Origin of the sequence: Pseudoalteromonas sp. OF5H-5, assembly GCF_021530695.1 — a bacterium.
Classification (GTDB): Bacteria; Pseudomonadota; Gammaproteobacteria; order Enterobacterales; family Alteromonadaceae; genus Pseudoalteromonas.
In genome coordinates, this window is sequence record NZ_JAKGBF010000019.1 from 29,273 (window position 1) to 42,871 (window position 13,599).

Annotated in this window: 14 protein-coding genes; 6 read left to right on the forward strand and 8 right to left on the reverse strand. The window is 42.4% G+C overall.

Annotated features, from left to right (window positions below; all coding sequences use genetic code 11):
* Positions 1-12: 12 nt before the first annotated feature.
* Both L1271_RS21025 and L1271_RS21030 read right to left on the reverse strand, forming a co-directional pair.
* The gene (locus L1271_RS21025; protein WP_010607864.1) at positions 13-411 is read right to left on the reverse strand and encodes a DUF3019 domain-containing protein; all 399 of its coding nucleotides are present in this window, start codon (positions 409-411) and stop codon (positions 13-15) included.
* Positions 401-1,216: a MipA/OmpV family protein gene (locus L1271_RS21030; RefSeq protein WP_010607863.1), complete on the reverse strand. Its 816-nt coding sequence runs from the start codon at positions 1,214-1,216 to the stop codon at positions 401-403. The genes L1271_RS21025 and L1271_RS21030 overlap by 11 nt, the downstream gene beginning before the upstream one ends.
* 212 nt (positions 1,217-1,428) lie before the next feature.
* Between L1271_RS21030 and L1271_RS21035 the strand changes: the two genes are divergently transcribed.
* The 3 genes from L1271_RS21035 to L1271_RS21045 are packed head-to-tail and all read left to right on the forward strand — an operon-like array spanning position 1,429 to position 4,135.
* Positions 1,429-2,439, forward strand: a complete 1,011-nt coding sequence (locus tag L1271_RS21035; RefSeq protein WP_010607862.1) for a phospholipase — start codon at positions 1,429-1,431, stop codon at positions 2,437-2,439.
* Positions 2,439-3,617, forward strand: a complete 1,179-nt coding sequence (locus L1271_RS21040) for a peptidyl-prolyl cis-trans isomerase (protein WP_235368711.1) — start codon at positions 2,439-2,441, stop codon at positions 3,615-3,617. Before L1271_RS21035 ends, L1271_RS21040 begins: the two co-directional genes overlap by 1 nt.
* Complete coding sequence (locus L1271_RS21045) at positions 3,614-4,135, forward strand: hypothetical protein (RefSeq protein WP_102056355.1); 522 nt, start codon at positions 3,614-3,616, stop codon at positions 4,133-4,135. The genes L1271_RS21040 and L1271_RS21045 overlap by 4 nt, the downstream gene beginning before the upstream one ends.
* Positions 4,136-4,191: 56 nt before the next feature.
* Here the strand turns inward: L1271_RS21045 and L1271_RS21050 are convergent, their stop codons facing one another.
* The 4 genes from L1271_RS21050 to dapE form a co-directional block, all read right to left on the reverse strand.
* The gene (locus L1271_RS21050; RefSeq protein ID WP_235368712.1) at positions 4,192-4,860 is read right to left on the reverse strand and encodes a hypothetical protein; all 669 of its coding nucleotides are present in this window, start codon (positions 4,858-4,860) and stop codon (positions 4,192-4,194) included.
* A 27-nt stretch (positions 4,861-4,887) separates the two neighbouring features.
* Complete coding sequence (locus L1271_RS21055) at positions 4,888-5,184, reverse strand: hypothetical protein (RefSeq protein ID WP_010607858.1); 297 nt, start codon at positions 5,182-5,184, stop codon at positions 4,888-4,890.
* 263 nt (positions 5,185-5,447) lie between these two features.
* Entirely contained in the window at positions 5,448-5,894 is a 447-nt protein-coding gene (locus L1271_RS21060) for an Hsp20 family protein (RefSeq protein WP_010607857.1), read from the reverse strand.
* A gap of 155 nt (positions 5,895-6,049) precedes the next feature.
* Positions 6,050-7,231 (reverse strand): succinyl-diaminopimelate desuccinylase, encoded by a 1,182-nt coding sequence (dapE, locus tag L1271_RS21065; protein ID WP_235368713.1) that lies wholly within the window; start codon positions 7,229-7,231, stop codon positions 6,050-6,052.
* Positions 7,232-7,490: 259 nt separating this feature from the next.
* Here dapE and L1271_RS21070 point away from each other — a divergent pair, with 259 nt between their 5' ends.
* Positions 7,491-8,141, forward strand: coding sequence for an OmpW/AlkL family protein (locus tag L1271_RS21070; protein WP_235368714.1), 651 nt, complete (start codon positions 7,491-7,493; stop codon positions 8,139-8,141).
* Between the two features lie 67 nt (positions 8,142-8,208).
* Here the strand turns inward: L1271_RS21070 and L1271_RS21075 are convergent, their stop codons facing one another.
* The gene (locus L1271_RS21075; protein ID WP_235368715.1) at positions 8,209-8,742 is read right to left on the reverse strand and encodes an acyl-CoA thioesterase; all 534 of its coding nucleotides are present in this window, start codon (positions 8,740-8,742) and stop codon (positions 8,209-8,211) included.
* A 199-nt stretch (positions 8,743-8,941) separates the two neighbouring features.
* Here L1271_RS21075 and L1271_RS21080 point away from each other — a divergent pair, with 199 nt between their 5' ends.
* Positions 8,942-9,508 (forward strand): hypothetical protein, encoded by a 567-nt coding sequence (locus tag L1271_RS21080; RefSeq protein WP_235368716.1) that lies wholly within the window; start codon positions 8,942-8,944, stop codon positions 9,506-9,508.
* A gap of 29 nt (positions 9,509-9,537) precedes the next feature.
* Here the strand turns inward: L1271_RS21080 and tyrR are convergent, their stop codons facing one another.
* Positions 9,538-11,094, reverse strand: coding sequence for a transcriptional regulator TyrR (gene tyrR, locus L1271_RS21085; protein ID WP_010607852.1), 1,557 nt, complete (start codon positions 11,092-11,094; stop codon positions 9,538-9,540).
* 290 nt (positions 11,095-11,384) lie between these two features.
* Between tyrR and L1271_RS21090 the strand changes: the two genes are divergently transcribed.
* Positions 11,385-13,589 (forward strand): CapA family protein, encoded by a 2,205-nt coding sequence (locus L1271_RS21090; RefSeq protein ID WP_235368717.1) that lies wholly within the window; start codon positions 11,385-11,387, stop codon positions 13,587-13,589.
* The last annotated feature ends 10 nt before the right edge of the window (positions 13,590-13,599 follow it).

The following is a 13,599-nucleotide window of genomic DNA, read 5'->3' on the forward strand; positions in this document are numbered from 1 at the left end:
GCAGCCTTCGGATCAAAAGAGGCGCCAACGCCTTTTTTTTGTTTTTACTTTGTGAACCCAATTCACCTCAATAGTGGTCACAGCTAGCACATCTCGAGACTGCTTTGAGATAAGCTCATAGCTCAAACTTTCATCCGAACTAAAGTCTAGCTCATATTTAAAGGTATCCGCTTTGGCCCAACACTGCAGGATCTTCTTCGATAAACTCTCTCGAATGCAGTAATCCCCTTCAGAAGGCGCATTCACCGTTACTTTGACATCCGCATAGCAAGTTCGCCCTTGGTTCAGGGCTACACACTTGCTCGGCACGGCATGAAGTATTCCCACTGGATTAGTTTCAGCAGCACGGAGTTGTTGGCTTAGTGAAATACTCCAAAACAGCACTGTCCATGTGATTAATTTAGAAAACATATTTCACCCCAGTAAAGAATACTCTGGCGTGACGAGAGCGAACTAAAGGACTATCTAACGTGTCTTGAGAACCAACTAACCACGATGCACCTGCGCTAAACACCCAATCCTCTGCAATTGGGTAATTAAGTTGCATTTGCATAAACGCAGAAGCTGAAGCACCAGGTTTATAGGGGGTTAAATAATCATTGACTTCGGATTCTAAAACACCATAAAAGTAATTATGAAAATTACTAGAATAATAGTTAGCGCCAAAATTAAGCCATAAATCCCAGTTTCTCAGTTCAAAATTACGTGTCGCTTCGAGGTGAAAAACCCAACCGTTTGTTTCCCCAAAGACATCGTAAACAATCTCAGCAACAGCAAGAAATTCACCAACATGACGGTAATAGGAAAAGCCCAATGAATTATCTTGATCGCGTTTACGTATTCCTCTCAGTTCAGGCACGACATCATCAGTGTCATAGTAACCACGTTCAGAAAAAGGCAACATATAACTGCCATAGATAGCATCTATACCCCATTCTCCATTATTGATAATTTGGTAACCTATATCCGAGCCACCAAAAAAATCACCTGAATGGGTATTCAAGTAAAAGCTTTTATACTCTATCTTTGCATCGACTAAAAAAGTGCCATGTTTGAATGTCGAGTCCGTGCCAATTAAAGCAGGCATTGTCATATCAACGTAAAAGGCACCGACACTCAGCTGCCAAGCAAACTCGTCATCAAGTTCGTCACTTTGTTCTTCGCAAATTCCATAAAACGGTAACAATAAACTGATTATTATAAGTAGTTTTTTCATAGTTCCATTCGTTTAGCGCAGGTGTGCCTAAATTCTCCCCGAGATCATACCTGACCCATTTGTGACCAACAAGCATCTTCTTTGAATTTTAACACAATCAAAATTTAACTTTATTTTAATCAAAAATTCACATAAATTATTTTAAATAGCGCACTTCGTTTTTTAAGTAGAAAAATTGCGTTCACACAAATTAAAATTTATAGAGGCAACTCATGAAAAATTATTTACTTCCTATGGCCCTTTTAGTCGCAGCAGGGCAAAGCCACGCGTTTAGTCAAGAGACACATAAGCGCATCGTCATCGACGCCGTAAATTACATGGCACAGAATCCAACTACAACACAGTACGCAAAGTTACAAGCATATGCTCAAGCTAACGGCATGTCAGTTTCTCAACTAGCCAATTTACTGGGCCAAGCTGCGTATGATGTTGATGATTTTGAGGATACATTCTTCTGCGGCGCCATTACGGGTGACTGTGTACAAGCACCGCTTTGGGGTGCAGCTGAAAGCATCGTGAAATACACCAGTTACTGGCACTTCCAAAACCATACTCAAGGTGCTGATACTCACGGCAATGACTTCGGTGGTTATAATTATCAGAAACTTACCGTATCAGGCTCTGTTGATTCAATGGCTGCCACTTGGCTGAAAGGCGATTATTTAGACGATGGTCATGGCGGCGAAACAGGTTGGTTTAGCGCTGATGATACTGAATATGATAGTTATGGGATCACAGAAAAACACTATCGTATCGATAGCCACTCAACGTATAGCATGTACGATGATTTTGAAGAGATGCCTTTTCAGCCAATTGATAACTTAGGCCAGTACTGGTATCAAAGCTATGTACAGAGCGGTAACCCACAGGTACTAGGCTTTGTTTTTCACACTACAGATTTACTTCAACCGCATCATACTTGGACAACATCAGATTTGAATCATGCAGGTTGGGAGTCTTGGGTGAAAGACTACTATGACCAAGAATCATTGAACGATTTTACCTTAGTAAAGCAAGCGATGAATAGTTTCAGCGCTGTTGATAGCAACTCAACAGATATTCGCCCATTACTAACACAAGGCGGTTCTTTCTCTTATTCACAAGGTGGTATCGTGTTAAATTCAGAGGATCATTACGATCGTGTAAATACAGGTAAGCAAGTGATCCCTCACGCAATAGCCATGGTCGTTCATTTGATAAATCATGCGATGGACGTTAGGTAATGCGTCTAGTTCTATTTTTCTTGGTAAGTAGCTTTTGCTTACCAAGTTTTGCCTCACCGAGCATACCTAAATCTCTGACGCATTTAGTTCATCAACTCTATCTTGAGCAAGGCCGAGAGTTATCAAAAAAGCAAACTACTGCGCAATTGCTTGAAAATCAATTCTTGCTATTCCAAGCAAAGCAACTTAATCCAAGTATTTTAGAGCGCCAATCCAGAGTCGGTTTCAGCACCCAATATCATGTCGATAAGTTTCTCGCCAGTTCACTCCTTCACTGGTTTCCTGCACTTACTCAGCTTGAAAAGAAGCACTACCCTTTGGTATTTGATAAGGATCAGATGCTGTCTTTACTAGGACAGTACCCCGCTGACGGGCAATACACTGCTGAGCAATTACTCAAATGGCAACAGCTGCAACTAACAAAATCAGCGCCACTGACACTTGCTCAAGTATTACATAGCCAATCAATGCAAAACCGCTTTAAACTTCACCAAGGAGAACTCTCGTTATTGCAAGCTATTGTCAATCAACATCTCAATCAACAGGCGCTATTTACCGCCGCAAAACCTTATGTGGCAAAGCAAGGTCTGACAATAGAACAGTTACGACAAGTGGTAACCGCAGAACTATTGAGGCCGAGCATGCTGGCATTTCTTGGTGTTAAGGAAGAGATGCATGGTGCAACGAGCCAGTATGTCGATACCCTAAAAAGTGAAATTCCTGATAGTGCCATCGCGAAGTATTATGAGCGTCATAAGAAGAGGTTTAAATACGTCAAGCAAGTGAGTGCGAGCGCAGCGAAATTTCCCGAACAAAAAACCGCACAGCAATTTAACGAATATGCAAATGCACACTCGTGGCAACAAGCCGTCGCTAAATATACCCCTACATTAATATGGCAGACTGAATTAATTCCGCTGACACGCCAAAGCACGCCGAAATGGGAAACACAACTGGCATTTAGTAGTAAACAGGGCAAGATCACGCCTAGTATTCGCACGCCAAATGGCGAGTGGCTAGTATTGTATAGCCAGTCACCGGTATATGATTACTACGATGTGAAAAGTGAGACAGTACGCTACCAAGCGCTGCGAGCACTGACCCGAGAGTTTGCTCAGCACAAATTCGAGCGAGATTATATGGCTTGGAAAGCGGCAAACAACGGAGCGGTGATATGAAGTACTGGCAAGCATTGATTGTCATACTCCTTGGAGCAGTGATCGCTGTATTCACACTGCGTTTTGCCAACATAGGTTGGCAAAACCCCACATATAACGCTCCCTCGCAGGCTGAGCTTGAGCAAGAGGAAAAAGTTGTAGCATTAAGTCCCCCTATCAATACTTATACTGCTATCAAACCAAATGCCGAGACCTCACGCAAAGCCGTTAAGCCAATCACGAAACCTGAATATCTGCCGCCAATAAGCCAAGCCGAAAAACAAATAGATGATTTTCAGGGCGATTTGTCGGATACCGAAGCTTACCAAGCATATTTGGATCAAAAAGACACCAAGCTAAAACAACAGTATATTGCGGCTGTTGATGGCAAAGTAGAACAAATAGAAACGCTGCTAGCACGTGGGATTAAAGAGGGATTACCACAGCAACAGTTACAAGAAGCAAGAGATAAAATCACAGCACTTAAAGACATGCAAAGTAAACTACGTACTGAATTGAGCGAACGTGATAACAAATAAAGTTAGGCAGTGGCTCCTCTCGCGTCTCCCATACGCTCAGTCATAGAACAAAACGATTAATGTACCTGCAGCTGAACCTTGCCGCTAGCCACATTAGGGTTTTTCATCACCGCATTGAGGACTACATCTTGTTGTCCTCCGTGATAATAGCTAACAATTTCTTCTAGCACTTTTTTGGGAGTACTTGGATTCATGGCAAGTGCTAAGTGCGTAGCAAAGTCTCGTTTTAGACTCAAGTAAGTTAGCGTGTTTGGTGCCGTCGCGGGATTTTGTGCAACAGCAAGATCTATCACATCACCACTTTCAGGCAGATAAGAAACCAACGCTTCAAGTTGCTGAGCTGAAGTGTGGCTGTCTTTGGCTTGTTTTAACACCAAAACATGTTGATTCATGTGTAATAAGATATAAATCGCAATGCTGACAACACCTCCCCAAAGTACTAAGTGTGTATATTTTATGCTCAGAACTAAGCCATCGACATGCATATCATGACGGGCAGCATGCATTTTCAAAAAGAAATAGCTAAAAATGGCACTAAATAGAAAAACCAAGAAGCTATAAATTAGCATCGCGTTTACGCCAATATCCTGCGAGAAGGGCGAAAATTGCACTTGGTGATGAAATTGTGCAGACATGTAAAACAACAAAGTATAAAATCCACCCGCGATGAGTAACGATAACCCACCTGATTTCAACAACAATATCAGCTTATCTTTTAATTCCATTCTTCATCTCAACGCAATATTTTTCTTCTACCATACAAGTAACTCGCTAAAAACACTACTTAGATAAAAACTAAACACAATGATCGAACCGTTAAACAAAGGTGCAATGAGAAAGTGCTGACTCGAATAACGATAGCCCGTCACTTTAAATCCAAGCGCAGTAGCCCCAAGTACAGCAAAGAATGGGGTAAATGTAAAAATCGCTTCTCCCACCACTAATCCAACAATGACGTCATGCAATGCGCCACTCACTATGAAAGTAAACCAATAGCCAAGTTTTTCCCCCACTTTCGCTGCGCATGGACGAAATACGAAGCGCGCCAAGTAATAACTCCAGATAGGATTCCAATACACCCAGAAACCATCGAAAGACCGAGCGCCGAAAGCCCGCCGAAACATGTTTCCTAGTGACTGACTATGACCCAGTGGTACACCATTTCGTCTTTTTACGTATTGTCTTAGTCCAAGTTTCATTTTCTGGGGGATAACGACTGAAGCATAACTTTACTAATAACAAATGCTTTGTATTTAGGCAAAAAAAAGCCGCCTGACGGCGGCGGGTTGGAAATCAATAAATTAGATTGATATTACTTGCTTTCAAGCAAGTTGCCCGAGCCAATTTCTATTTTTCTTGGCTTCAGTGCTTCTGGGATCTCGCGTTCAAGGTCAATAACCAGTAAGCCGTGCGCTAAGTCTGCACCTAATACTTTGACGTGATCGCCAAGTTGGAATTTGCGCTCGAACCCGCGCTCGGCGATCCCTTGATGAATAAATTTACGCTCGTTGGCTTCTTCAGTTGCTTGCTTTTGTCCCTTTACGGTCAGCGTATTGTTTTCTGATTCCAGCGTTAGCTCTTGCTCGGTAAACCCTGCAACAGCCATGGTAATTTGGTACTTGTCTTTACCTAGCGCTTCGATGTTGTATGGTGGATAGCTAGGTTGTTTATCTGTTCTTGCAGCAGCATCCATCATAGAAGCTAAATGATCAAAACCGATAAATGAACGATATAATGGTGATAAATCTACTGTACGCATAATTTTGTATCCTCTTAAAGCTATACATAGGTGCTCACTCTTCAAAAAGAACCAATAAGCACTTTTAAAACAAATAGTTATTTAATTCATGAGACCCTGTCGGCGTCCTCATAAAGCTATTTATGGTCAGCAAATTTATTTTCAAGAAAATTCTTTTAAAAATTTTCAACTTTTTTAAAAAACCTATTTAAAACAGATAAGTATATTTTTTCTATCGTATGTAGATCGCTGAGGGATACATGTTCATTCACTTGATGAATTGAATCATTCTTTACCCCACATTCGATCACTTGCGTTTTTCCGGTCGCAAAGAAGCGACCATCGGAGGTGCCGCCTGCAGTACTTAAACTCGGATACTGCCCCGTTGTTTCCTGGATTGCTTGCTCTACCAGCGTTAAGAAACAGTTTTCTTGCCTCGCGCCGGTATAAAACGACTCACAAGGCCGCTCCCAACTGATCGCTAACATAGCACCGGATTTAGCCAGCGACTCTTGAATATAGTGCACAACTTCTTGGCTCTTATAGGCATGGCTGTAACGAATATTAAAGGTGATTTCACACTCTGCTGGCACTAAATTATCCACGATATTTGGAACTGTGATCCCAGTAACTTGCAGCGTGGTTTGCGATCCCGCTTCATCTTTCCACCAAGGTAAAAGCGCGAGTTGACTAACCAACTGGCCTGCGATGTGAGCTGCATTAACCGTTTGTTCTGGATAAGCCACATGCCCCGTTCTTCCTTTAACCTGAATACGCCCAGAAATCGCACCGCGACGACCATTTTTAACCGTATCTCCCACTACTTGATGTGAAGTCGGTTCACCTACCAAACAAGCATCTAGCTCGATGCCATTTTCAGCTAATCGCTCTGCAATCAATTTGGAACCAAACTCCGCTTCACCTTCCTCGTCAGAAGTGAGTAACCAGTAAAAGCTTCCTCGTAATTTTTCACGATGCTGTAGTAATGTTTTGGTTGCAGCAAGCATTGCCGCAACGCCACCTTTCATATCCGCAGCACCACGTCCATACATCACGCCATCAATAATCTGCGCACTAAATGGCGGCACAATCCAGCCTTTATTATTTGCAGGCACGACATCCACATGACCAGAAAAAGCAAAAGTTGGTCCCAAAGAGAAACGATAACTTGCAATCAAGTTTTTTACTCCCTGCACCTCAAACTGCTCAATAGTAAAACCCAGCGCGGCGAGTTGCTCTGACATAAAAGCGATAGTGCCTGCATCACACGGTGTAACCGAAGGCGCTTGGATCAAATGCGTTAATATCTCGGTTGCGTGAGACGCGCTAAGATTTTGATTCTGTGTTGCTAATGACATAACTGAGAATGACTTGTAGGTGAAATCTAGCAATTATTTAAAGATGAAACTTTGACCACAGCATTGCAGTTTTAATGCAAATTAATGACATCGAGAAAACTTAATCTAAATCAAACTTTCAAAAATTTCTGAAATCTTACAATTTAAAAATTGATCTAGAACAGTTTTTCATTTTTTGAACCCTTTTAAGATGGCTTCATTGAAAACACACACTGTTTCACAGTTTAAAAATGTCCTCACATAGGGTTAGGAGAAGAAAATGAAAACTTTAAGCGCTGCACTTTTATCTACTCTGCTAGTTGCTGCTCCCTTCGCACACGCAAATTTCAGTGTTAATGTTGGTGCTATTAATGTAAACCCTGACAACACGGCTTCTGCCATTGATCAAGATAACTCGCTAGGCTTAGTCGCTGATTCAAACACCCAGCTTGGTATCACTCTTGATTACCACTACAGCGATAACATCGTATTTGAGCTAGTTGCGGCAACACCATTTTCTCACACCGTAGACGGTGCTGGTGGCTTAGCAGGGGCGGAAATCGCTGACATCAAACACTTGCCACCAACGCTACTTGCGCAGTATCACTTCTTTGATGCGAGTGCTAAGTTCCGCCCATTTATCGGCGCGGGTCTAAACTACACAGTATTCTTCGATGAAGAGCCAAGTGCTGCACTAAAAGCAACACTAAAGACTAACGATGTAGAAGTTGATTTGGATAGTTCTTTTGGTATCGCACTACAAGTCGGCTTTAACTACGACTTAAATGAAAAATGGGGTCTACATGGTATGATCTCTAAAATGGATATCAATACCGACGCAACAGTGTACGCAAACGGCGTAAAAGCATTAACTTCAGACGTTGAGATAGACCCTGTTGTGGCAATGTTCGGTGTGAAATATAAGTTCTAAACCGTGTAGAACACAGAATTACTGTTACTTTCTCAATCCCCAAGGCCACTGATGTGGCCTTTATAGTTTATAGATTACTGTTTTTCTTTGCTTCTAACATAGCTTTCCAATGCATAATCTCAGGAGATAAAATAGGTGCTTCACCGTTAAACCCAGCCACTTCTAGCATTTCCTCAACAGAAACTACACCACCCTTACGCTTGAATACCCCACGAACATAAGCAATTGCATGCAGCCCACGCTCTGAATGAAAACGCTGTTCAATGTAAAAATATTTGTGATCCCACCCAACAACTTTAGTGGTAATAGTAAATTTTTGCAGTGGTTTGATATCGCGAATATAAGTAATTGCCGTCGCGTTAACAATTGGAAACCAGCGGCGTTTCATCACAGCTGCAAATAACCCAACTCGCTCTGTCATCCAAGTACGCGCCAAATCCATAAATGCCAGGTATCGTGAATTGGTCAAGTGCATATTGATATCGCAATCGCTTGGCAGGGCGCGGTACTCGATATCTATCGGAGACAAAATGGAATCTGCTGTTTGTTTATTCTGTCTTATTCTCCAAAACAACAGCAGTAAACGAAAATATAAATTCATAACAATGGTCTTACCAGTTAATAATTTTTCGATTCTAGCATAGCAATTCATATTCTAAAGTGATTATTTTGCTACGCTTACGTCTATAACTGATACATTACTTTGCCCTTAGTTGCAGTAATGCAGTCGGTAAACTAGATTAATAACCTGAGCTTCAAAAAATGAACGCCTTTCTAGCATGACCAAAAAGGCCTATAAAATGAGCTTAAAAACAATGAGTTCGGTTACTACATACGCGAACCTCAAATTAAGTAAAATAACTGAAGTGAAGTCGATGAAAAAATTATCCCTTGTTACCTGTTCCACCTTATTTGTCTTTTCCAGTATGTGCTACGCAGACTTCGACTTTAAAGGAGAAGGCACGCTAACCTACCCAACCGGTGTAGAGAAAGCGTTTGAGTTTGGTTTTGCTTGGAACAAACAGACTGAACAGTTTCGCATCGGTGCAAATCATTATGACATGTCTGAACTACCAGAGTCTTACTCAGTTGCCATTACACTGAGTAAAGACGATACCCGCGTGTGGATCCAAGAATTCAATCAAGGTTTTATTTCTGAATTTAAGTGGCAAATTGCAGATCATCAAATCTCTCTTGTGAAAAAAGAATTTAGCGACTCTGTAAAGGGTAATTACGTCTTGACGGTAAATGGGATAGATTACTTCTTTGCGCGAGATAACGTGAGTATCACACTCTCTTTTGAAGAAGATGGCGTTAAGAATATTAAGGTAGATGGCGTGACAAAAGACATGGGAACTAAATCATAAAGGCCACACTCATTGCGTAGCCTTATATATCATACTTTGACTGTTTTTCTATTTATCCCATACTCACGCAGCTTGTTGGCAACGGCTGTGTGGCTTAATCCCAAACGTTTAGCCAGTTGCCTTGAGCTCGGATAAGCGGGGTAAAGCTTGCGCAACAAGGTTGCTTCAAATCTCTTCACGGCTTGATCTAACGTCCCTTCAAAATCAGACTCCAAATAACCTAAGTCATGGGTAAAGGTCGGTAGGTTTAGATGCTCAGTACGAAGCTCTTTATCATCAAGCAACGAAACCGCACGATAAATAGCGTTTTCTAACTGCCTCACATTACCAGGCCACGGGTAATTCTCTAAAAATTCAATGCATTCTCTGGCAAATGTTGGCGCTGGATGACCATTTTGCTGGGCATATTTTTGCACAAAGTGTTCAGCCAAAGGACCGATATCCGCTTTTCTATCTCTCAGCGGTGAAATTTCGAGCGTTAGCACGTTAATACGATAGTAGAGATCTTCTCTAAATACACCTTCTTGAACCATTGCTGGCAAGTCTTTTTGCGTTGCAGCTATGATGCGAACATTGACCTTAACTTCATTCTCGTCACCGACTTTTCGGAAAGTACCGTCTTGTAAGAAACGCAGTAACTTAGTCTGTAACTGGGTTGACATTTCACCCACTTCGTCGAGGAATACCGTGCCGCCATCCGCTTGCTCTAATACACCGCGTTTTGGCGCTGCATTTTCTTCATATCCTGCATACCCAAACAACTCGGACTCAGCAACGTCATCAGGCAGCGAAGCACAAGAAAGTGCGATAAAAGGCTTTAATGACCGGTTGGAAGCATAATGACATGCTCTGGCAAGCAGTTCCTTACCAGTACCTGTTTCACCTGTGATCAGAATTGGCGCTTCTAACTGCGCCATTTTTCTGGCTTCACGCACGACTCTACGCATGGCAGTGCTGTGATTATGGATGGTCGCAAAACTTTCTTGTCCATAACGACGAAATGCGCTGACTTGCTGTCCTAATCGCGACTGCGATTTAATGTTAATCACCGCACCGGCTAATACATCGCCTTCAATCCCTTGGGGCACCGAAATTGGCAAAATATCAGCAATAAAATCTTCCCCGCCCACTTCGACACGGGTTGTCTGGCCTAACACCTCTTTACCTTCTAACCAACGAGTAAAGTTAAACCCTTTCAAAAGGTTGTTAATGTTGGCACCGATCACTTCCTTTTCAACCATGTTAAGGTCGCGACAAGCTGCGTCATTGCAATGACGTACCCAGCCTTTAGCGTCGATAGAAATTACACCATCAGGCAACGCACTGAGCAAAGTATTCAGCTCATTATGTTCACGTTCTGACGGTAAAAACGCTGTAGTACGAACATCTTCAACACCATCGATTAAGCGGATCTCAGGCATAATTTTCTGAAACTGTTCAAATTCGATGGGTGGAAAGCTCACGTACATTCGACAATTTACTGAATCGACTTCTATACCTTTCAAGTCGACACGGTAACTCACCAAGATATTGAGAATTTCTTGGGCAATACCAATACGGTCAGCGCAATGTATCTCTAGACGCATTTGTTCCTCAAAGCGGGTTTTCACAATTGACGAGATCATACTCTAAGAATAGCTGTCCGACTAGAAAAACGTAAAGAATATTGAACAGAATTTTAGCTATCTTCGTAAATTCTTGTCCTATACTAATGAAGAACTGAAAAAAGTTGTTTTTTAAGGCATTTTTCAGCGCTTGTTAAGTTTTTGATTTGGAAACTTACATTCCATTTCAAAGGATTGCAACACATAAAGAGTTACAGATATAATACTAAAGAATTAAATAATGTATCTTTTTTGAAAGCAGGCTGGCCACAATGAAAAAAATCTTAAATGTAGTATTGCTATTTGCACTCACAGCCTGCTCAGTCGAGGACCCAAATGAAACAGGTCCTTCACAAATAGATAAGGATGAAGATAAAAGCCAACAAGATAGGGATAGCGAGACGCCCAATTTAAGCATACTTTTGCACGACGCAAATGCAACCCCCATTGCCAATGCTAGCCTCACGATAAATGATCAGTTATTTACCTCAAATAACAATGGTATCTTTGACCTGTCGGCTTTAGCATACGGCGCTTATGTCGCAGAAATATCCCACCCAGATTATTTGCCCTTGGTTTTTACCTTAGCGAATCAAAATAACAATGAGCAGCAGCTCACGCTTGAACTAAAAGCTAAGTCGAGCACGCTAAAAACCTTACTTTTTGCCGGTGATACCATGTTTGGGCGTCGTTATTTCAACCCTGACCTCATTACCATGGGGAATTCATTGCCCAGCACCCCTGACGGACTTATCCAGCCCCAAAGCGCAGGACCTGATGCCCAAGCCCTAGTGCAGTTTATGCATCCTTTATTTAAACATGTCGATTTCGCTTCGGTTAACTTGGAATCTCCAATCCTAAAAAACCCAACCACGGTCCACCCAAGCAAAGAGTTCGCATTTTTTAGTCTGCCGGAGTCATTAATTGCCCTCAATGATTTGGGTATTGACTATGTAGCACTTGGCAATAACCACGTCTATGACTATCGAGCACCTGGACTGAACGATACCTTGAAGTATGTCGAGCAGGCAGGGTTTAAATACAGTGGCGCGGGTACAAGTGCGGCAGAGGCATTTAAGCCCTACAGCCTAAGCCTTGGTGAAACAACGATAGATTTTGTGTCTGCGACTTCCATTACAGGCGATCAACATACCGTCACTTATGTGGCATCAGACGCTAAAGGGGGAGCTGCCGATCTAACAGATACCAATGGCATGAAAGAAACGGTGGTTCAAGCCAGTAACAACGGCCACTTTGTTGTGGCTCAGCTTCACGGCGGTGACGAGTATTCATACTCACCAACGGCGTATATTTCAAACCGCTTTGATTTACTTTCCAAAAATGGCGCTAACTTGATGATTGCGCATCACCCTCACGTTGCGCAAGGGTTTGGCTTATACAATGGCGTACCAAGCATACTTGGATTAGGCAACTTTGTGTTTGAGCAAAATCGTCTTGAAACCTTTTTAGGACTGATAGCTGTGGTTGAGTTAGAAACTGCGGGCACACCTAAAATCAATGCATTAAAAGCCTATCCTGTTTATCTAGAAGACTATGTTCCTAAGTTTGTAAGTGGCGATCTTGCCAATGCCCTACTAAAACGCATCGCTGAATTTTCTTCACCCGAAGTTGGTATCTCATTGCGCCCGGGATTTGCAGAAGTCACCTTTGATAAACCGGTTCAAGCAAAAGCAACCGAGCAACAAGTTATTACCTTAGAAGCTGGTGAGCATATTGTCGATTTACGCCAATATTCAAGCAGTGCTGAGTTCCTTAGCAAACTCACGACTAGTGATGCTCAAGCAGAGATTGTGCTTGGACGGGACTTATTGTTCTTTGGGGATTTTGAAGACTGGGACAGCGATAACGAAAAAGGGGAAGTCTCTCGTTGGTTAATTGAGGCCGACGATATCGCGCCGTGTTTAGTCGGCAAATATCGTGGCGTACAAGGACTCTGCCTACAACGAACGCAATTTAACGAAACACCAACGCGTGTGCCGTTCAAACACACAATTCGTACCATGCCTATTACGCCAGCGCCGAGCACGGCACAGGCTTACCATGAGCTCTCGCTCTTTGGTTATGCCAAAGGAGAGAACGCTGGTGAGTTTAAGGCTGATATTCGTATCTTAACATCAGAAGATAGCCTTATCTTTTCTGAGTCAACGCCCCAATTAAAACCTGCAGGTAGTTATGAGTGGCAAACATTTAGACAAGATATTACCTTACCTGACGATTCCGTTGTGCTTGGCGAAGAAGGATTGCCCGCTCGTGGCGTCCAGTTTGGCCTCTCCATGGCGCCACCAAGTAGCGGTGAAAGTGCCTTATTTTTAGATGATATTGCGATGATTTCGTGGCAGCGTCCAGTGCAACTTCAGAGCGCTCAGTGGCAAAGCGAGCAAATTCATGGCTTAGAATTTATTAAAGTAAAAACAACGAAGACGACTGAGCTGACTCTCACTTTCAGCCAGCAATAAGAGAGTGAAA

Coding starts and splice junctions, on each gene's coding strand:
- L1271_RS21030 (WP_010607863.1), bottom strand. CDS start 1,216: ATGAAAAAACTACTTATAATAATCAGTTTATTGTTACCGTTTTATGGA.
- L1271_RS21025 (WP_010607864.1), bottom strand. CDS start 411: ATGTTTTCTAAATTAATCACATGGACAGTGCTGTTTTGGAGTATTTCA.
- L1271_RS21080 (WP_235368716.1), top strand. CDS start 8,942: ATGAGCTTAAAAACAATGAGTTCGGTTACTACATACGCGAACCTCAAA.
- L1271_RS21075 (WP_235368715.1), bottom strand. CDS start 8,742: ATGAATTTATATTTTCGTTTACTGCTGTTGTTTTGGAGAATAAGACAG.
- L1271_RS21045 (WP_102056355.1), top strand. CDS start 3,614: ATGAAGTACTGGCAAGCATTGATTGTCATACTCCTTGGAGCAGTGATC.
- tyrR (WP_010607852.1), bottom strand. CDS start 11,094: ATGCGTCTAGAGATACATTGCGCTGACCGTATTGGTATTGCCCAAGAA.
- L1271_RS21050 (WP_235368712.1), bottom strand. CDS start 4,860: ATGGAATTAAAAGATAAGCTGATATTGTTGTTGAAATCAGGTGGGTTA.
- L1271_RS21040 (WP_235368711.1), top strand. CDS start 2,439: ATGCGTCTAGTTCTATTTTTCTTGGTAAGTAGCTTTTGCTTACCAAGT.
- L1271_RS21090 (WP_235368717.1), top strand. CDS start 11,385: ATGAAAAAAATCTTAAATGTAGTATTGCTATTTGCACTCACAGCCTGC.
- L1271_RS21035 (WP_010607862.1), top strand. CDS start 1,429: ATGAAAAATTATTTACTTCCTATGGCCCTTTTAGTCGCAGCAGGGCAA.
- L1271_RS21070 (WP_235368714.1), top strand. CDS start 7,491: ATGAAAACTTTAAGCGCTGCACTTTTATCTACTCTGCTAGTTGCTGCT.
- dapE (WP_235368713.1), bottom strand. CDS start 7,231: ATGTCATTAGCAACACAGAATCAAAATCTTAGCGCGTCTCACGCAACC.
- L1271_RS21060 (WP_010607857.1), bottom strand. CDS start 5,894: ATGCGTACAGTAGATTTATCACCATTATATCGTTCATTTATCGGTTTT.